Source organism: Tenacibaculum soleae (genome assembly GCF_001693415.1).
Taxonomy (GTDB): Bacteria; Bacteroidota; Bacteroidia; order Flavobacteriales; family Flavobacteriaceae; genus Polaribacter; species Polaribacter soleae.
This window is the reverse complement of sequence record NZ_MAKX01000001.1, coordinates 653,359-672,076: the sequence shown is the minus strand read 5'-3', so window position 1 is coordinate 672,076 and position 18,718 is coordinate 653,359. Positions and strand designations below refer to the sequence as shown.

Annotated in this window: 16 protein-coding genes and 2 tRNA genes; 7 read left to right on the top strand and 11 right to left on the bottom strand. The window is 29.9% G+C overall.

Features of this window, described 5'->3' with window-relative positions; translation table 11 throughout:
* The first annotated feature begins 3 nt into the window (after window positions 1–3).
* Window positions 4–345 (top strand): SdpI family protein, encoded by a 342-nt coding sequence (locus tag BA195_RS03020; RefSeq protein ID WP_068702303.1) that lies wholly within the window; start codon window positions 4–6, stop codon window positions 343–345.
* Window positions 346–492: 147 nt separating this feature from the next.
* Window positions 493–2,325, top strand: coding sequence for a hypothetical protein (locus BA195_RS03015; RefSeq protein WP_068702301.1), 1,833 nt, complete (start codon window positions 493–495; stop codon window positions 2,323–2,325).
* Window positions 2,326–2,401: 76 nt separating this feature from the next.
* On the opposite strand, the gene BA195_RS03010 is transcribed toward BA195_RS03015, so the two are convergent.
* Window positions 2,402–3,079, bottom strand: coding sequence for an SCO family protein (locus BA195_RS03010; RefSeq protein WP_068702299.1), 678 nt, complete (start codon window positions 3,077–3,079; stop codon window positions 2,402–2,404).
* Window positions 3,080–3,238: 159 nt separating this feature from the next.
* Between BA195_RS03010 and rseP the strand changes: the two genes are divergently transcribed.
* Window positions 3,239–4,585, top strand: coding sequence for an RIP metalloprotease RseP (gene rseP, locus BA195_RS03005; protein WP_068702298.1), 1,347 nt, complete (start codon window positions 3,239–3,241; stop codon window positions 4,583–4,585).
* Window positions 4,586–4,807: 222 nt separating this feature from the next.
* Here rseP and BA195_RS03000 read toward each other — a convergent pair whose 3' ends face one another.
* Genes BA195_RS03000 through BA195_RS02990 form a run of 3 tightly spaced genes read right to left on the bottom strand, consistent with a single transcriptional unit; the run spans window position 4,808 to window position 8,388 of the window.
* The gene (locus tag BA195_RS03000; protein ID WP_068702296.1) at window positions 4,808–6,616 is read right to left on the bottom strand and encodes a GNAT family N-acyltransferase; all 1,809 of its coding nucleotides are present in this window, start codon (window positions 6,614–6,616) and stop codon (window positions 4,808–4,810) included.
* 55 nt (window positions 6,617–6,671) lie between these two features.
* Window positions 6,672–7,916: an aspartate kinase gene (locus tag BA195_RS02995; protein ID WP_068702294.1), complete on the bottom strand. Its 1,245-nt coding sequence runs from the start codon at window positions 7,914–7,916 to the stop codon at window positions 6,672–6,674.
* Complete coding sequence (locus BA195_RS02990; protein WP_068702292.1) at window positions 7,903–8,388, bottom strand: GNAT family N-acetyltransferase; 486 nt, start codon at window positions 8,386–8,388, stop codon at window positions 7,903–7,905. The genes BA195_RS02995 and BA195_RS02990 overlap by 14 nt, the downstream gene beginning before the upstream one ends.
* Before the next feature lie 160 nt (window positions 8,389–8,548).
* On the opposite strand from BA195_RS02990, the gene fbp reads away from it, so the two are divergent.
* Window positions 8,549–9,571 (top strand): class 1 fructose-bisphosphatase, encoded by a 1,023-nt coding sequence (fbp, locus tag BA195_RS02985; RefSeq protein WP_068702290.1) that lies wholly within the window; start codon window positions 8,549–8,551, stop codon window positions 9,569–9,571.
* Window positions 9,572–9,695: 124 nt separating this feature from the next.
* Window positions 9,696–10,304, top strand: a complete 609-nt coding sequence (locus BA195_RS02980; protein WP_068702288.1) for a superoxide dismutase — start codon at window positions 9,696–9,698, stop codon at window positions 10,302–10,304.
* A 75-nt stretch (window positions 10,305–10,379) separates the two neighbouring features.
* Here BA195_RS02980 and BA195_RS02975 read toward each other — a convergent pair whose 3' ends face one another.
* From BA195_RS02975 to BA195_RS02965, 3 genes are all read right to left on the bottom strand, one after another.
* The gene (locus tag BA195_RS02975; protein ID WP_068702286.1) at window positions 10,380–10,862 is read right to left on the bottom strand and encodes an acyl-CoA thioesterase; all 483 of its coding nucleotides are present in this window, start codon (window positions 10,860–10,862) and stop codon (window positions 10,380–10,382) included.
* 56 nt (window positions 10,863–10,918) lie between these two features.
* The gene (locus BA195_RS02970) at window positions 10,919–11,512 is read right to left on the bottom strand and encodes a TetR/AcrR family transcriptional regulator (protein WP_068702284.1); all 594 of its coding nucleotides are present in this window, start codon (window positions 11,510–11,512) and stop codon (window positions 10,919–10,921) included.
* Between the two features lie 110 nt (window positions 11,513–11,622).
* Window positions 11,623–12,078 (bottom strand): DinB family protein, encoded by a 456-nt coding sequence (locus BA195_RS02965; RefSeq protein WP_068702282.1) that lies wholly within the window; start codon window positions 12,076–12,078, stop codon window positions 11,623–11,625.
* Window positions 12,079–12,121: 43 nt separating this feature from the next.
* Between BA195_RS02965 and BA195_RS02960 the strand changes: the two genes are divergently transcribed.
* Window positions 12,122–12,475, top strand: a complete 354-nt coding sequence (locus BA195_RS02960) for an arsenate reductase family protein (protein WP_068702279.1) — start codon at window positions 12,122–12,124, stop codon at window positions 12,473–12,475.
* Window positions 12,476–13,272: 797 nt separating this feature from the next.
* Here BA195_RS02960 and BA195_RS02955 read toward each other — a convergent pair.
* Window positions 13,273–13,344 (bottom strand) — tRNA-Gln (locus BA195_RS02955).
* Between the two features lie 93 nt (window positions 13,345–13,437).
* Window positions 13,438–13,509, bottom strand: a tRNA-Gln gene (locus BA195_RS02950).
* A 182-nt stretch (window positions 13,510–13,691) separates the two neighbouring features.
* Here BA195_RS02950 and BA195_RS02945 point away from each other — a divergent pair.
* Window positions 13,692–16,814 carry a glycosyltransferase family 117 protein gene (locus BA195_RS02945; RefSeq protein WP_068702277.1) on the top strand — a complete coding sequence of 1,041 codons (3,123 nt, stop codon included), beginning with the start codon at window positions 13,692–13,694 and terminating at the stop codon, window positions 16,812–16,814.
* A 146-nt stretch (window positions 16,815–16,960) separates the two neighbouring features.
* Here the strand turns inward: BA195_RS02945 and BA195_RS02940 are convergent, their stop codons facing one another.
* Both BA195_RS02940 and BA195_RS02935 read right to left on the bottom strand, forming a co-directional pair.
* Entirely contained in the window at window positions 16,961–17,254 is a 294-nt protein-coding gene (locus BA195_RS02940) for a thioredoxin family protein (protein WP_068702276.1), read from the bottom strand.
* 87 nt (window positions 17,255–17,341) lie between these two features.
* Complete coding sequence (locus BA195_RS02935; protein WP_068702275.1) at window positions 17,342–18,565, bottom strand: metallophosphoesterase; 1,224 nt, start codon at window positions 18,563–18,565, stop codon at window positions 17,342–17,344.
* Between the last annotated feature and the right edge of the window lie 153 nt (window positions 18,566–18,718).

The following is an 18,718-nucleotide window of genomic DNA, read 5'->3' as shown; positions in this document are numbered from 1 at the left end:
ACAATGAACCCATACTATTACGTACTTTCTGTAAACGGATTTCTTTTTTTATTTAGTCTTATCTTTTATTTTTTCCCTCCAAAAAAAATAAATTTCATTTATGGTTACCGTACAAACAAAACAATAAAGAATGAAACTATTTGGAAATTTGCGAACAACTTTTTCACCAAACAGTTTTTAAAATATTCATCTATTTCGTTTGTTGCAACTTTATTTCTAGCATATATTGCTAAAAACTTAAGTTGGCAACCAATGGCAATTATGCTATTATCTTTAGCTGTTTCTGTTATTAAAACAGAACAAGAAATCAGTAAAAACTTTGATGAGGAAGGGGAAAGAAAGTAAATTACTACGTGTTTTTTACTTCTTAAAACCAACACCTTAGCACCTAAATCAACTTAACAGAAAATATTATTTTAGATTAAAACATGATTTAAGTTAGCTTTTCGAAATTTATATCTAATTATTTTTACCTCTTAATTTAGATATACAATGAAAAAAGGACATTCATTTCACATTCCGGTAATGGGAATTGGGTTTACTATTGATACACCAATAAAAGTTGCACAGTACGGAATTGACTCCGTTATTTTTATAAGTGATGATATATTACTTGAAAAAATGCGCAAAATGTATTCGAGTAAATTCAAGTTACCCTACACAGAGATAGGTGCTAAAGAAGAGGATTCTAGAGCTAAAAGAATTACTTCTTACTTAAACCTAATAAAAGATGTTGCAGAGAAAAAACTAGAAAACATCAAAAATGCTTCAATAGAAAAAAGTAATGAGCTTAAAAAATACTTTAGCATGTTACCAGATTCTTCAACTTTAAAGCAAGACTTTATAAAGTTGACTGATAAAATAACCGATGTTTCTGAAATTAAAAAGTGGTTAAGTGATAATTTATCATTAGGCGATATTAATGTTAATATCATGACTAAGTTAGATAAGGTTAACTACAATCCTACTAACAAAAAAGAAATGTTACCAATTGAATTTAACGATGCGCATGCTGCTTTAAGAGGCTTTGCAAACAGTAGCTTAAATTCATCAATGGTATTTTCTGCAGGTATGAATCCTCGTTTATTTACGTACTTAGAAAAATTTGATGATTTCTTCCCAGATTTAAATGGAGTGATTAAGAAAAAAGTAGTGATTAAAGTTAGTGATTATCGTTCTGCTTTAATTCAAGGTAAATTTTTAGCTAAAAAAGGTATTTGGGTTTCTGAATACAGAATTGAATCTGGCTTAAACTGTGGTGGACATGCTTTTGCAACTGAAGGTTTTTTAATGGGACCTATTTTAGAGGAGTTTAAAAAAAATAGAAACGAATTAATAAATTCGGTATACGATCTTTTAGTAAACGCTTTAGAGGCAAAAGGTAAAAGCATTCCTACAAAAACATTAGCCATAAAAGTTACCGCACAAGGAGGTGTTGGAACTGCTGAAGAACAAGAGTTTTTAATCAACAATTATGGTTTAGATTCTGTTGGTTGGGGAAGCCCATTCTTATTAGTTCCTGAAGCAACAACTGTTGACAACAACACGTTAAAACAATTACAAAAGGCAAAAGAAAAAGATTTATTTTTAAGTAATATTTCTCCGTTAGGTGTACCTTTTAACAACTTAAAAGGTAACACAAAAGATATCCAAAAGAAGGCCTTTATAGCCAAGGGAAGACCTGGAAGTTCTTGTCCTAAAAAATTTCTAGCCCTAGATGGTGAATTTTCTGAGAAAACAATATGTACAGCTTCTAGACAATATCAACATTTAAAAATTAAACAATTAGAAGATAAGAAAGCTTCGCTTTCAGACATTGAATACAAAAAAGAATATGCTAATATTGTTGATAAATCTTGTATTTGTGTTGGCTTAGGTACTGCTGCTTTAGTCGTAAATGATATGGATACAAAAGTTGAAGGCGAGGGGGTTTCTATTTGCCCTGGGCCCAATATGGCTTACTACTCAAAAGAAACTTCTTTGTCTGAAATGGTAGGACACATCTATGGAAAAAACAATGTAATCGAAAGAATAGATAGACCAAATGTATTTGTTAAAGAGTTAGGTTTATACTTAAATTATTTAAAAAGCAAAATAGATGAAACAACATCTGAAATGAATAAAAAGCAAGAAAAATACTTGGTTAGTTTTTCAAAAAATTTAAATGAAGGTATTCATTACTACAAATCGATGTTTTTAACTATGAAATCATCATTCGAAGACACCAAACATCTAATTTTAAAAGAGCTTAACAAATCTCTTGATGAATTAAAATTGATGAATGAAGATATTGACTTATTAATTTTAAATAAAATAAAAGCATAAAATTATATACCATAAAAAAAAGACCATTAGATTAATTTCTAATGGTCTTTTTTTTATTTCATTGCGACGACGAAAATTACTTTAAATATTCTTTTTTCAATATTGTAATATCATCAATAATCTTTTGCATATTCTCCTTTTTTGTTCCGTCATAAGAACCTCTAATTTGCCCTTTTTTATCAATTAAAACAAAATTTTCAGTATGAACCCAATCATTATCTCCTCCATCACCTTCATCTAAAACAGCAAAATAATGTTTACGAGCTAAATTATAAATGTGCTTTTTATCTCCTGTAGTAACATTCCATTTACCATCAATAACACCTTTAGCATCAGCATATTTTCTTAATTGAGGCACACTATCCATCACAGGCGTTACTGAATGCGATAAAAACATAATATCATCATCATCTTTATAATGCTCTTGTAATTCGTTCATGTTATACGCCATTACAATACAAATTGTTTGACAACGTGTAAAAAAGAAATCAGCTATATAAATTTTATCTTTATAATCGGCATTTGTAATTGTTTTTCCGTTTTGATTGATCAATTTAAAAGCCCCAATTTTATGATTTCTCGATTTATTTCTTACCGAAATATCTACCAATCTAGGGTTGATATCTGTAGGATTATAAATAGGTAATTTTTCTTCTACTTTTACTAAATGATAAAAAACAGGAATACCTATTGCACAAAAAACTACAATAAAAAGTAAGGTGCTTTTCGATTTTTTAAAGAATTTTAAATCCATTTTTATCTTTTTCATGCAAAAATAAGGCTAAAAACAAGGTTTACGTCTACCAACATTAAAAATGTTTGTTAAAACCAATACGCATCTACCTCACAAACTTTTACAGCTCTACTGAAAAACGTACATTTGTTCGATTTTTAAATTTAGATATACACCTTTATGGAAATTTTAATAAAAGCATCACAATTTATTTTAAGCTTATCGCTTTTAATTGTTTTACACGAATTAGGTCATTTTATTCCTGCAAAATTATTTAAAACCAAGGTAGAGAAGTTCTACTTATTTTTTGATTATAAATTTTCTTTATTTAAGAAAAAAATAGGCGATACTGTTTATGGTATTGGATGGATTCCGTTAGGTGGATATGTAAAAATATCAGGAATGATTGATGAAAGTATGGATACCGAACAAATGGCATTACCACCACAACCATGGGAATTTCGTTCTAAACCAGCGTGGCAGCGTTTAATAATTATGCTAGGTGGTGTTATTGTAAATTTTGTTTTAGGTATTGTTATATACATTTGTTTAATGTATACCTACGGTGAAAAATTTTTACCGAATGAAAACTTAAAAGATGGGGTTTGGGTACAAGATCAATTAGGTAAAGATTTAGGTTTACAAACAGGAGATAAAATTCTTACAATAGACGGTCAAAAGATTCAGAAATTTAGAGAACTGCCTTTAGAGTTTATCAACGGTAATAATTATACTATTGAAAGAAATGGAACTGTTGTTGAAAAAGTAATTCCTACCGATTTTATTTCAAAATTAGTAGATCGTGGTAAAAATGCTGGTGCTTTTATTACTGCTAGGTACCCTTTTATAATTGCTGGCTTACAAAAAGATTCATTAAATGCTGGAGCAAATATTGTTGCTAAAGATATTATTACTGCTATAAACGGGCAACAAATTTCATATTACGATCAGGCGAAACCTATTTTGCACAACCTAAAAGGACAAGATATTACGGTTTCTTTAAAAAGAGGTGCTGATGTTTTAAATGTTCCTGTTAAAGTTTCAGAACATGGTAATTTAGGGGTTGTTTGGGGCGCTGTTTCTTTAACCGATTTAGAAAAGTTAGGTTATTATAATTTGGCAGAAAAATCGTATTCTTTTGGAGAAGCAATTCCTGCTGGTACTACAAAAGCATGGACTACGTTAACAAACTACATTAAGCAAATGAAAAAGATTTTTAATCCAAGTACAGGTGCTTACAAAGGTTTAGGAGGGTTTATTTCTATAGGGAGTATTTTCCCTTCAGAATTTAGCTGGCAAACTTTTTGGAACATTACTGCTTTCTTATCAATCATGTTAGGTTTTATGAATTTATTACCAATACCTGCTTTAGATGGTGGACACGTAGTATTTACCTTATGGGAAATGATTACTGGTAAAAAACCAGGAGACAAATTTTTAGAATATGCACAACTAACAGGGTTTATCATACTAATAGTTTTACTATTATTTGCCAACGGAAATGATATTTTTAGGTTATTTAAGTAGCCATTTACACTATATAAAACAAAAAAGCATCGTAGTAACCTACGATGCTTTTTTGTTTATTAACGTTATTATTTTACTCTTTATTTATAATTCTAAATTAATTTTCAAGATGATAATGTTTTTAATAAAAAATAGCTGATAATCTAAATTTAAAATAATGCAAATCTTATACAACAACAAGTTGTTAAATTTACTTGTAATCAAAATTTAATAGCTTATTTGTTATTTATTCATATTTTCAGTAGCACGTCTTTCTAATTCTGCCTGAAACTCTTCCATTACTGGTTTTACCGTACTCTCAGGTATTTCTGCTACCTTAATATACATTAATCCATCTATTGCGTTGTTAAACTTCGGGTCAACATTAAAAGCAACCAAGCGTGCATTTTGCTTAACATATTTTTTAATTAAAACAGGCATACGCAATGCTCCTGGTTCAATTTCGTCAATAATTTTATCAAACTTTTGCATATCTGCCTCGGTAGCATCAAATACAAAATCTTTGTCGGCATCTTTAAGGCTTACTTTAAATTCTTTCTTCGGATGAATATACTGCGCTACATACGGATCATAATAATGAGATTTCATAAACTCAATCATCAACGATTTTGAAAATTCTGAAAATTGGTTACTAATACTTACTCCACCCATTAAATATTTGTATTCTGGATAGCGTAATGTAGTATGTACAATTCCTTTCCAAAGTAAAAATAAAGGCATTGGTTTTTGCTGATAACTTTTAGCTATAAATGCTCTCCCCAATTCAATGGTATTTTGCATCATTGTATAAAGCTCTGGCTCTATTCGAAACAGGGTATGGATATAAAATCCATTAATTCCATGTTTTTTATAGATGTCTTTTCCTAGCCCCATTCTATAAGCACCAACCAATTCATTTTTAACATTATCCCACAAAAATAAATGGTGATAATACTTGTCAAATTTATCTAAATCAATCGCTTTATTCGTTCCTTCACCAACCTCTCTAAAAGTAATTTCTCTTAAACGGCCAATTTCATGTAAAATATTAGGTATTTCTTTTGCATTTGCAAAAAACACTTCATAGTTTTTACTTTCTAACAACCTACTTCCTTTATTTCTTAAGTCATTAACTTCTTTAATAAATAAATCAGGACTTTTTTGAAGGGTAATTTTTTTTGCTTTTTTAGAAATTTTTAAATTTTGAGTTGATAAAATCTTTTGAGGTGTTTTCTCAAAAGGGTTTGCCAACATATATGTTTTCTTTCTTATAAACTCATAAAAAGAAGGAACATCTTTATATTGTTCTTGATCTTTTATCGAAATAGGTTTTCCTATTCTTACTTTTATAACACGATTTTTTTGAGAGATGACTTCTGATGGAAGTTTGGCAGTACGTAGAGTGCCACTAATTTTAGACAGTAAATAAAACAACTGACTATTTTTAGCATGAAAATAAATAGGTATTACAGGTACTTTTGCTTTTTTAATTAAACGTACAGCTCCTTCTTCCCATGGTTTATCAACCATTAACTTACCATCTCGATAGGTAGATACTTCTCCTGCAGGAAAAATCCCTAATGGTTTTCCTTCTCGTAAATGCATTAACGCACTTTTAATACCAGCAACACTCGATTTAGCATCCTTTCTTGTTTCAAAAGGATTTACAGGCATTACATAAGGTTTTAAAGGCTCAACTCTATGTAGTAAAAAATTAGCTATTATTTTATAATCTGCTCTTTTTTCAATTAATAATTTTAATAATAAAACACCATCTATACCTCCTAACGGATGATTAGAAATAGTAATAAAAGGACCATCTTTTGGTATTCTTTTTAAATCTTCTTCTGGTATTTCAAACTCAATTTTACAATCATCTAAAACGCCGTTTAAAAAATCTAAATCAGACTTGTTTTTATTATTATTATAAATTTTGTTAATCGCAGAAATGCGTAAGATTTTCATCAACATCCAACCAGTAAAAGTTCCGAAAGCACCGAACTTTTCTACTCCAATAACTTTAGCAATTTCTTTTGATGTAACTATTCCCATTTATTTAAATTTGGCACAAATGCAAATATAACAGAAAATTACCAATTGTACATATTTATTGTATAACCAACTGAGCTGTTTCAGTGTTTATTTGACGAATAATTGACTTTCCTTTTTTTCGAATTTCTTCGATTGCTTTCGTATCAAAATGACGAATGGTATAAAGCGTTACAGCTTTGTATGACTTAATTGTAAACTTTGTTTTTAAGGCGTCATAAAAAGCATCAAAATTATTGTATTTATCATCAATACATACCGAAAAACTAATGGCAGAGTTTTGAATTAAATTAACTTTCAACTTATGCTCATCTAATTTTTTAAAAACATCGCTAATATTACTCTCTACCATAAAAGAAAAATCTTTTGCCGAAATTGAAACCAATATTTGATTTTTCTTCACGATAAAACACGGCACCTCTGGTGTTATTTTTTTTCCTCTTCCTACGCAGGTTCCTTTGTTTGATAAATCTTCAAAAGAACGAACAAATAAAGGAATGTTTTTTTGCTCTAAAGGCTGTATTGTTTTAGGATGTATTACTGATGCTCCGTAAAAAGCCATCTCTATAGCTTCTGTATATGATATTTCGTTTAACAATTCGGTTTCAGAAAACACACGTGGATCTGCATTTAAAACACCATCAACATCTTTCCAAATAGTAACACTATCTGCATTTAAACAATAGGCAAAAACTCCTGCTGTATAATCAGACCCTTCCCTTCCTAAAGTTGTACTTTCTATACCAGCGCCTCCTAAAAAACCTTGTGTAATATTTAATTGAGTAGTAACAATGCTCTCTTTAATTATTTGCTCGGTTAACTCCCAATTAATCTTCGCGTCTCTATAACTAACATCTGTTTTAATATAATCTCTTACATCTAACCATTGGTTTGCTACTCCTATTTTTGCTAAATATGCACTAACAATTGTAGTTGATAAAAGTTCTCCGAAACCAACCATTTGATCATATACATAATTGTATTCTTCTGATTTGTTTCGAGCCATAAAACCACTCAACTTACCTAACAAATTAGTTACTTTTTGATATATCTCGTGAGTATCATCAAATAAATCTTGAAGCATTTTGTTGTGAAAATTTTCAACAAGACTTATTGCTTCTTTTAAAGTATCTTTTTTATAAAAATAAGCGTCTACAATGTTTTCAAAAGCATTGGTCATTTTTCCCATTGCCGAAATTACTACCAATGTATTATCCGTCCCTTCATGTTGTAACACTTTTGCTACGTTTTTTACACTTGCTGCATCTTTTACCGATGCGCCTCCAAACTTAAATATTCTCATTACAAAATTGTGTTAAGCTTTCTTCATTCATATGACAAACTCTCCATTCATCATAAACTGTAGCTCCAGTTTTTTTATAAAAATCTACTGCATTGATATTCCAATCTAACACTTCCCAAGCAACTCTTTTAAAATTGTTTTCGTGTGCATATTTCATTACCGAAGCATATAATTTTTTTCCAGCACCAATACCTCTTTTTGCTTCAGTAACCATTAAATCCTCTAAATGAATTGCCTTACCTTTCCAGGTAGAATAACGCTCATAAAAAAGGGTCATTCCTATAATTGTTCCGTCAATTTCCTCAGCTACAAAAGTTTTAAACTTAGGTGCATCAGAAAACCCATCATTTATTAAATCATCAACTGTTATTTTTACAGCATTTGGTTCTTTCTCAAAAACAGCCAATTCAATTATTAAATTTAATATTGATTGGGCGTCTTTTTTATCTCCAGGTCTAATTATAAAACTCATTTATATAAAATTTTGTGTAAAGATAATTTTTAATAAATTTCTATAAAGTAAATTAAAATTTAAAACACATCGCATTTTTTTGTTCAAAATTTTAAACTACGAAATCGTTGTAGAAACGTAAAAAAGTTGGCATCTTTGTACAAACAACACAAAAACGAATATGAACAACAAGCACATGACTCTTGGAGAGTTTATTATTGGTAATCAAAAAGATTTTAAATACTCGTCGGGTGAATTATCTCGTTTAATAAATTCTATTCGTTTAGCGGCTAAAGTTGTAAATCATGAAATAAGAAAAGCTGGTTTAGTTGATATTACAGGTGCTTCAGGTGATGTTAATGTACAAGGAGAAACACAACAAAAACTAGATGTTTTAGCAAACGATTTATTTAAGCAAACCTTAATAAATAGAGAAATTGTTTGTGGTATTGCTAGTGAAGAAGAGGATGATTTTGTGGTTGTTGAAGGAAAAAATAAGGCCAACGATAATAAATATATTTTACTAATGGATCCTTTAGATGGTTCATCAAACATTGATGTAAACATTTCAGTAGGAACTATTTTTTCTATTTATCGTAGAATTTCTCCTGACGGAACTCCAGTTACTAAAGAAGATTTTTTACAAAAAGGAAGCGAACAGGTTGCTGCAGGCTATGTAGCCTATGGTACCTCAACCATGTTAGTATTTACAACAGGTAATGGAGTAAACGGATTTACATTAAACCCAGCAATCGGAACTTTTTACTTATCACACCCTAATATTAAATTTCCTGAAAAAGGAAATATTTATTCGATAAACGAAGGGAACTACGTCCACTTTCCGCAAGGGGTAAAAGAATATTTAAAATATTGTCAAGAAGAAAAAGAAAACAGACCTTATACTTCTCGCTATATCGGCTCGTTAGTTTCTGACTTTCATAGAAATATGTTTAAAGGCGGAATTTACATGTACCCAACAAGTACTATTGGTCCTAAAGGAAAGTTACGTTTATTATACGAATGCAACCCAATGGCTTTTATTGCCGAACAAGCTGGAGGAAAAGCAACTGATGGTTATAAAAGAATTTTAGATTTAACACCTACCGAACTACACCAAAGAGTACCTTTTTTCTGCGGTAGTGAAAAGATGGTTGAAAAAGCTGAAGCTTTTATGGCTAAGTATCCTGAAGACGAAAATTATTAATATCATAACATTTATTTATACCAAAATAAATTATCGATAAGGCAAACAGTTGTTTGCCTTATTTTTTTGAATTAAATTTACACTTACATAAACGAATAATTAACTTATTAAAAAACATACAATTATGGCTTTTAACTTACCAGAATTAGGATATGCTTATGATGCATTAGAACCAAATATAGATGCAAGAACTATGGAAATTCACCATAGTAAACACCACAACGGATATACTACTAAATTAAATGCTGCTGTTGCAGGAACAGATTTAGAAGGAAAATCTATCGAAGATATTCTTGCTAATTTAGATATGAGCAACGGAGCTGTTCGTAATAACGGAGGTGGATTTTACAATCACTCTTTATTCTGGACAGTTATGAACCCAGAAGACAGAGGGTATTTATCTGGAGATTTAAAAGATGCTATTGAAGCCGAATTTGGATCTAAAGAAGCTTTTATCGATGCTTTTTCTAAAGCCGCAGCTACTCAATTCGGATCAGGATGGGCATGGTTATGTGTACACCCTGGTGGTAAAGTAGAGGTTTGCTCTACTCCAAACCAAGATAACCCATTAATGCCAGGTGTAACTTGTGGCGGAACTCCAATTTTAGGATTAGATGTTTGGGAACATGCTTATTATTTAAACTACCAAAACCGTCGTCCTGATTATATTGATGCTTTCTTTAAAGTAATCAACTGGAACGAGGTTGAAAAGAGATATGCAGAAGCTAAATAGTAACGCTGTTACTTTTTACATCTCAGTCTTATGAAAAATAAAAATCCGAAATTTTTAATTTCGGATTTTTTATCTTTAAACTTTCTGAAACCATAAGTTCCCAACTCTTTCTTCAAAGCTTTTTTCTTTAAGGGGTAAAACTACACTTTCAAATAATTCAAGTAAATCTTCTGTATGATTCTCAGAGCATAATTTTACTAGATTAAAATACACAAATGAGCTCCACAATACTGCTTTAAGTATTGTTTTTGATTCATCCCACATTCGTATTTCAACTATTAAATTTTTACTACCGTAATTAATTAATTGAGAATCTATTATTACTGTTTCCATTAAAGTTGCAGGCTTTAAATAAGCAACTTGGTGTGTTGCAACCACCCAACTCTTGCCAGTTTTTTTTCCGTGTTTATAAATATCTAAATCATAATTATCAATTAACTGATCTTCTCTGGCATTGATAAGATAATCAAAATAAGCGGCATTATTTAAATGATTAAAAGGGTCACAATCTTGAAATCTTATTTTTGTTTTACTCTCTAAAATTTTTGGTAAATCCATTACATTTCATATTTATTAAAATATACCGATTGGTATATTTTTGATTAAAAAAATAGTTAGCGTTTTAATTGTTCTTTTATAATTTGACTGATTGTTTCAGATAAATCAATAAGATAGCTATCATCTTTCATTACGTATGACATATACACAGCACCTTCTATCATGTAAAAAAAACGTTTAGCGTACAACATGCTATCAATTGAATCTTTTATTTCATTAGAAGCCTTACCCATATCAATTAAGTGTGCGAAGCGATCTAAAATTTTATAATTGTACGACTGAACCAATTTAGATATATTATTATCTTGATTGTCAGAATCTATCCCAATATTTAAAATAGGGCAACCACCAAATTGTTTATTATAATGATAATATTTTTTATAAAAAGAAGCTACGTTTAATAACATAGCTAAAGGAGTTTCTCCTTTATTAACCTCTTTATTTAAATCTTTTAAAACTCTCCTTACCGAAAACTTAAAAGCTTCTGATGCTAAATTCTCTTTATTTTCAAAATGACCATAAACAGCACCTTTTGTTAAACCAGTTTCTTTTGTTATTATTGATAAACTCGTAGCAGCATACCCATTTTTATTAAAAATAGGAGCAACTGTTTCTATTATAAAAGCCTTTGTTTTTTCTGATTTAGACACAAAAATAAATTATATAACAAATATATCTAAAATATACTTATTGGTATATTTTTTTAAAAAAAACTTTATTCCAATAATTGGAATAAAGTTTTCGTTTTATTAAATAGTAATTACACCAATTTTGTTAATGCCATTATAGTTCCTAAATGAATTCCTTCATGTAAATTATTAAAAGAAATTGCTGTTTCAATAGAATCTAACGTAAAACCAAGACTTGTTTCATATGCATTAAATTCGGTAAAAATACCAGCCTCATAATCTTCTTGTAATGTATCTGGCAAGCCTATTAATAGTTCTTTTACTTCTTCAAACTCTTCCTCTGTAAATGTTTTTGTTGGTAAAGTTCCTTTTTTATGGGTTTCTATTAACTCATCAGAAGCTAAACAATTTAATCCTGATAATTTATAATTCAATAATTGTTGTGTAACTACCAAATGAGCAACATTCCATGCAATATTATTTTTAAAACCTTCAGGTATTGTATGTAATTGCTCTATTGATAAATTATCGACTTTTTTAAGAACTAATGCTCTCGATTTTTTTAAAATTTCAAATTGCTTGTTCATTATTCTACTTATTTTAGCATTGACCAAAGATAATTATTAAACTATGAAGAAAGTATATTTTTTACAAACTTGTGATACCTGCCGACGTATATTGAAAGAAGTAAATATTGACGGATTTGAAAAACAAGAAATAAAATCAACTCCGGTAACTGTTACTCAATTAGAAGAAATGCGAAAATTAACCGATAGTTACGAAAGTTTATTTAACAAGAGAGCCAAATTATACAAAGAGCGCGATTTAAAAAACCAAACATTAAGTGAAACCGATTATCGACAATTTATTTTAGAAGAGTATACCTTTTTAAAACGTCCAGTTTTTATTGTTGAAGATAAAATCTTTATCGGAAATAGTAAAAAAGTAATCGAAATCTTAAAAGAAAGATTAAATAAACTTTAAAAGCGTACTTATTTTTACTTTATTTTCAATAAAAAAAACAAAAAACTACCATAAACATATAATGGAAATATGTTCTTGGTAGTCTTTAAATTATATATTATTAACTAACGGGGGACTAATCAATAAATAGGGAGTTTAATTAATTGGGGGATTAATTAAATGAGGGTATTTAATAACTTCGGCACAAATATATACTTAATAAAAGCGTAAAATTGGGTTGTAGTAGTTTTGATGTATCTAATACAGCTTCCTTTTTACAAAAAAACTATTTGTAGTATAATAGTCTATCAATAATGGCTAGTTTACACTAGAATACTGTCCGTTTAATATGATACATAAGGTATCGTTGATTAAAAAATATGCTTTATCTTATTATCATTATACATAATCTAACCATACAAAAAACTACCAGCACATAAGGGAAATATGTTCTTGGTAGTTTTTAAATTATACATTATTAACTAACGGGGGATTAATCAATAAAAAAGGGGATTTAATTAATTGGGGAATTAATTAAATGAAGTTATTTAATAATGGGTATTTAATAACTTCGGTACAAATATATACTCAATAAAAGTGTTAAATTGGTTTGTAGTAGTTTTGATGTACTTATTGTAGTATATACACCGTAATTAAACAATAAATATTTTTCATGTAGTAAAAAAATCTACTTCAACTACTAGATATGTTTTGATGCCAGACATAATAATAAAAGCATATACCTCTTTTTTTAAGAAATTAAATGTAATATTAAATAAAAAAGCTTCAAAATCTTTACGATTATGAAGCTTTTTAAGTTGGCCTACAAGGACTCGAACCTTGAATGTCGGTACCAAAAACCGGTGTGTTACCAATTACACCATAGGCCAATAAGTTATTGCAAATATAAAAACAATGTTTTAAAATTAAAAAACATTCATCTGTTTTTATAAAAAATCCTTACGGATTTCGTAAGGATTAAGTTGGCCTACAAGGACTCGAACCTTGAATGTCGGTACCAAAAACCGGTGTGTTACCAATTACACCATAGGCCAATAACTTATTTCGGGTGCAAATATAGAACAAAATTATATTTTGACAAATTTTTTGTGTTTTTTTTCATTTAACACAACTTTATATACACAAAGAGTTAGTTAACTACTTCAAAATTATATTTTTGTTTTCAGTAAAAAATCAACAGTTATTAATACTTTCGTACTTTATTATACAAAAAACTATGAACGAATTTAACTACAAAAAGTGGAATATCATTTTAGGATGGTTTTCATTTGCCGTGGCATTAATTACATATACATTAACTTTAGAACCTACCGTTAGTTCGTGGGATTGTGGAGAATACATTTCTACCGCAGTAAATTTAGAAGTTGGGCATCCACCTGGAGCTCCGTTATTTCAAATGCTTGGCGCATTCTTTGCAATGTTTAGTAACGACCCTAGTCAATGGGCTAAAATGGTAAACTTTATGTCGGGCTTAGCCAGTGCTTTTACCATTCTTTTTATGTTTTGGACTATTACCAATTTAGCCAAAAAAATGGCATTTAAAAATGGTAAATTCAGTAAAAACGAAGCGATTGCCGTTTTAGGTAGTGGATTGGTTGGTGCTTTAGCATACACATTTTCTGATAGTTTTTGGTTTAGCGCCGTAGAGGGAGAGGTTTATGCAATGTCATCTTTTTTAATGGCTCTATTATTTTGGTTAGGCTTAAGGTGGGAAAGCGAAATTAACACCCCAAGAGGTAATAAGTGGCTGGTAGTAATTAGTTTTGTAGTAGGATTATCTTTCGGAGTGCACATTTTATCTCTTTTAGTAATTCCATCAATTGTTTTATTATATTTCTTTAAAACATATAAAAACATCAATTTAAAATCAACTGCCATTGCAACACTTATTTCAATATTTGTTTTGGCTTTTGTTTTTAAATTTTTATTCCCGTTTACATTAAAGTTTTTTAGTGTATCAGAATTATTTTTTATCAATCAAATAGGATTACCATATAACTCAGGAACCATAATTGCTGGCTTAGTTTTAATCGGATTATTTTACTTCGGATTAAACTATACACGCAAAAAAAACTTGGTAACGGCAAACACCTTAGTATTGTCGGTTTTATTTATTATGATTGGTTTTTCATCTTGGCTAATGCTACCAATTCGTGCAAATGCCGATACGATTATTAACGAAAACAATCCATCGAGTGCGCGTGAGTTATTAGCTTATTATAATCGTGAACAGTATGGTGATGCTAACGTGTTTTATGATAAGTATTACTCAGTTACTTACGATAGAGAGCAAGATGCAAATCAGCCTTACAAAGATGACAAACCAAAATATGAAAAGAAAAACGGTAAATATGTTATTGTAAACAAATACAAAAACGTATTACCTAATTACTCAAGCAAACACAAAGGTTTTATCCCTCGAATGGTAAACCCTGCTTCTGAGCAACATTACAAACGAATTGCCGGAATTCCTGCACGAAGTAAAAGACGCCCTACATTTATAGAGAACATGAAATTTATGATTGATTATCAATTTGGATACATGTACGGACGTTATTTTATGTGGAATTTTGTTGGTAGACAAAACGATGCACAAGGACATTTAGATATTGAAAACGGAAACTGGTTAAGTGGAATCGATTTTATTGATGAAGCTCGCTTAGGTTCGCAACAAAACTTACCTGACGACATAAAAAACAATAAAGGACGAAACAAATATTTCTTTTTACCTTTAATTTTAGGACTAATTGGGTTGTTTTATCAATATAAAAAAGACAAAAATAATTTATATACACTTGCTTTATTTTTTGCCTTTACTGGTTTTGCAATTATATTTTACACCAACCCAAAACCTTTTGAGCCTCGTGAGCGTGATTATGCCGTGGTAGGTTCGTTTTATGTTTTTGCTATTTGGATAGGTTTCGGAGTGTTAGCATTATATGATTATTTGAAAAATTACGCCAATAAAAAAACTGTTGCCATTGCCGTTTCTACTATTTCATTATTAGCAGTTCCTGTGCTAATGGGAGCTCAAAACTGGGATGATCATGACAGAGGCGATCGCTATATTGCTCAGTTAAACGCACAAACCTATTTAGAAAGTTGCGACCCAAATGCGATAATTTTTACCATTGGTGATAATGATACATTCCCTTTATGGTATATGCAACAAGTTGAAGGTGTACGAAGAGATATTAAGATTGTAAACACAAGTCTTTTTCAAACCGATTGGTACATCGATCAAATGAAAAAGAAAACCTATGAAGCAGATCCTATTCCGTCGCAATTAACGCACGATCAATACAAGTACGGAACCTTAGATGTTGCCTACCACATTCCACATCCAAGGTTTAAAGACTCTATTATCTCTATCAAAAATTTTATGAGATGGATTGAAAGCGACAATGATGCCACCTATTATATTGATGAGGAAAACGATGTAAGAGAAAAATTTTATCCAACAAATAAAATTCGAATTCCGGTAAATAAAGCTAATGTTTTAAAAACAGGCTTAGTAGCACAAAAAGATGCTGATAAAATTCTAGATTATATAGATATTACTGTTGATGCCCAAGCCTTAGCAAAAAACAGAATTTTAATGCTTGATATTTTAAATAATTTTGATTGGAAACGCCCTATTTATTTTACAGGTGGTGCCAATGCCGATGAAGAATATATTTGGTTAAAAGATTATATTCAGTTAGACGGAATGTCGTATAAATTTGTTCCTATAAAAACACCTAACAAAGGAAAAACAATGTTTAATATGGGACGTATCGACACTAAAAAAATGTACGATAACGTTAAAAAGTGGGATTGGAAAACCATAAACAATGGTAAAATTTATTTAGATGAACAAAGCAAACGTAATGCAATATCTATCCGTAATAATTTAATGCGTTTATCTGAAGAGTTTTTAAAAGAAGGAGATTCTGTAAACGCAAAAGATGTGTTAGATTTATCGTTATACAAAATGCCAATTAACGATTTTGGTCATTATAGTATTTCTTTAGGATATCCAGAACTATACTATCGCATAGGCGATATTGACAAAGCTCATGAAACTGTAGAAACTTTGATTACTGTTTTTCAGCAAAAATTAAAGTATTACAGCACTTTTAAAGATGAAGATGTTGATTTGATTCTTGACAATTTAGAGACAACTTTATATATGTATCAAAATCTAATTCAGCAAATTTCACGTTATGACAACGACACTGAATATGGTAAAAAAGCATTTCAGGATTATTTAAACCACGCACGTTTATTTAAACACCTAATGTCTGACGAAGAGGAACAGGAGCAATTTCCTCAAGAATTAGACACTATTAAACCTTAATATTTTAAGAATATTATTATATAAAAAAAGCGCAGTTACTATATCGTAGCTGCGCTTTTAACGTAGTAAGTTTAGCTTTAACACTTAAACTTTAAAAAGACAAGTGAAATAACACCTGTTTTATGGTAATTATATTAAAAATGGTTTTAAACGTACTGCTGTACCAAACCAATTAAAGTATTTGCATCTTGTTCACCTGTTTGTCGCCATTTCATTCGCCCCTCTTTATAAATCATAAAAGTAGGGTTACCTTTAACCCGTAAAGCTTCAGCTAAAATTTCGTTTTGTCTAATATCAATCTTAATTACTTTTGCTTTATCGCCTAAAGCTGCAGCAACATCACGAAGTGTATCTAAACTAGGCTCTAACTCACTCCAATCTGCGTAAAAATCAATTAAAACAGGCTTGTTAACACTTATAATTTCACCAAATTTTGTCATGGTATTTTATATTTTTATAAATAAAATCTTTCAAAATTACTATTTTTTTTTCAATTAGATATTAACATTTGTTAAAAACCCTGAAAATCAAGCTTTTTTCAATTCAATTACCGTAATTTCAGGCCAAATACCTACCCTACCAGGAAACGCATGATATCCAAAACCTCTATTTACATTAATGTAACGACCAAACTCTTCATATAAACCAGCCCATTGCTTATAAACATATTGTGACGGACTCCACTTAAACCACCCTGGTATTTCAATACCAAATTGCAACCCGTGCGTATGCCCACTTAACGTTAACTGGTAATTAAAATCATCTTTTTTTACTTTATACTCCCAATGACTTGGATCATGGCTCATTAAAATTTTAAAATCATCTTTTTCAATTCCTTCAGACGCTTTGTTAAGATCACCAGCTTTGTTAAAACCTTTTCCCCAATTTTCTACCCCAACTAAAGCTATTTTTTGACCATCCTTTTCAATATATCGGTTTTCATTACACAATAACTCAAAACCAATTTTTGGATGAATTTCTTTTATTGCTTTAAAATTTGCAGCTTTATCTTCTTCACTTTTCCATTTTGAATAATCACCATAATCATGATTTCCTAATATCGAATATTTACCAACCGGAGCATCTAATTTTTTAAAAACAGTAATCCAATCATCCATTTCATGGGCAAAATTATTTACAATATCGCCTGTAAACAAAAGTAAATCAGATTTTTGCTCATTAATCAAATCAACACCATAGCTTATTTCCTCTTTATTGGTAAAACTACCAGAGTGTATGTCGGTTACTTGCGTAATCGTAAATCCATCAAAAGCATCAGGCAAATCTTTAAATGATAATTGATATTTAAGCACCTTATAATTATACTTTCCTTTAAAAATACCATATAAAATACTTGCAAACGGAATTGCAGCAATACCTAAAGCTATTTTTGCTACAAAAGACCTTCTTCCTACCAAGGGCTTTGTTTCATTTGTTGATAAAAAAGAAATTCCTTTTTGAATAAACCTAACAACATCTTCGCCAAACATAACTAATAAAATAATTAATTTAGGTATTAATGCTACCAAAAGCATTGCTACTGCCCATTGAAATTGTGGCGTTTGCCCTGAATTTCTATCATAAAAAACCATTGTATAAAAAAAATTAGCGTACGCTAAGAAGCCTAAGAACAACCATCCATAACGGAAAAACTTATTTTTAGTAATTGTTTTTATTGCCTGAAAAGCATAACTTTCAAACACTATAATAAATAATAAAAAAACAACGATGGTTACCAATAAACGAGACATATACAGTTTTTAAAAGTCGCACAAAGATAGGTTGATTATTAAAAATCAATTTTTAACATCTTGTTAAAGTTTTGTAGTTTTACCATCGAAGATAACTTCGATTCTTTTACCGATTAATTTTCGACAAATAATTACTGATAATCAACCTATTTT

Coding starts and splice junctions, on each gene's coding strand:
- BA195_RS02935 (WP_068702275.1), bottom strand. CDS start 18,565: ATGTCTCGTTTATTGGTAACCATCGTTGTTTTTTTATTATTTATTATA.
- BA195_RS02990 (WP_068702292.1), bottom strand. CDS start 8,388: ATGAGTTTTATAATTAGACCTGGAGATAAAAAAGACGCCCAATCAATA.
- BA195_RS02960 (WP_068702279.1), top strand. CDS start 12,122: ATGAAGAAAGTATATTTTTTACAAACTTGTGATACCTGCCGACGTATA.
- BA195_RS02975 (WP_068702286.1), bottom strand. CDS start 10,862: ATGGATTTACCAAAAATTTTAGAGAGTAAAACAAAAATAAGATTTCAA.
- BA195_RS02945 (WP_068702277.1), top strand. CDS start 13,692: ATGAACGAATTTAACTACAAAAAGTGGAATATCATTTTAGGATGGTTT.
- BA195_RS03010 (WP_068702299.1), bottom strand. CDS start 3,079: ATGGATTTAAAATTCTTTAAAAAATCGAAAAGCACCTTACTTTTTATT.
- rseP (WP_068702298.1), top strand. CDS start 3,239: ATGGAAATTTTAATAAAAGCATCACAATTTATTTTAAGCTTATCGCTT.
- BA195_RS02965 (WP_068702282.1), bottom strand. CDS start 12,078: ATGAACAAGCAATTTGAAATTTTAAAAAAATCGAGAGCATTAGTTCTT.
- BA195_RS03020 (WP_068702303.1), top strand. CDS start 4: ATGAACCCATACTATTACGTACTTTCTGTAAACGGATTTCTTTTTTTA.
- BA195_RS02940 (WP_068702276.1), bottom strand. CDS start 17,254: ATGACAAAATTTGGTGAAATTATAAGTGTTAACAAGCCTGTTTTAATT.
- BA195_RS02995 (WP_068702294.1), bottom strand. CDS start 7,916: ATGAGAATATTTAAGTTTGGAGGCGCATCGGTAAAAGATGCAGCAAGT.
- BA195_RS03000 (WP_068702296.1), bottom strand. CDS start 6,616: ATGGGAATAGTTACATCAAAAGAAATTGCTAAAGTTATTGGAGTAGAA.
- BA195_RS03015 (WP_068702301.1), top strand. CDS start 493: ATGAAAAAAGGACATTCATTTCACATTCCGGTAATGGGAATTGGGTTT.
- fbp (WP_068702290.1), top strand. CDS start 8,549: ATGAACAACAAGCACATGACTCTTGGAGAGTTTATTATTGGTAATCAA.
- BA195_RS02980 (WP_068702288.1), top strand. CDS start 9,696: ATGGCTTTTAACTTACCAGAATTAGGATATGCTTATGATGCATTAGAA.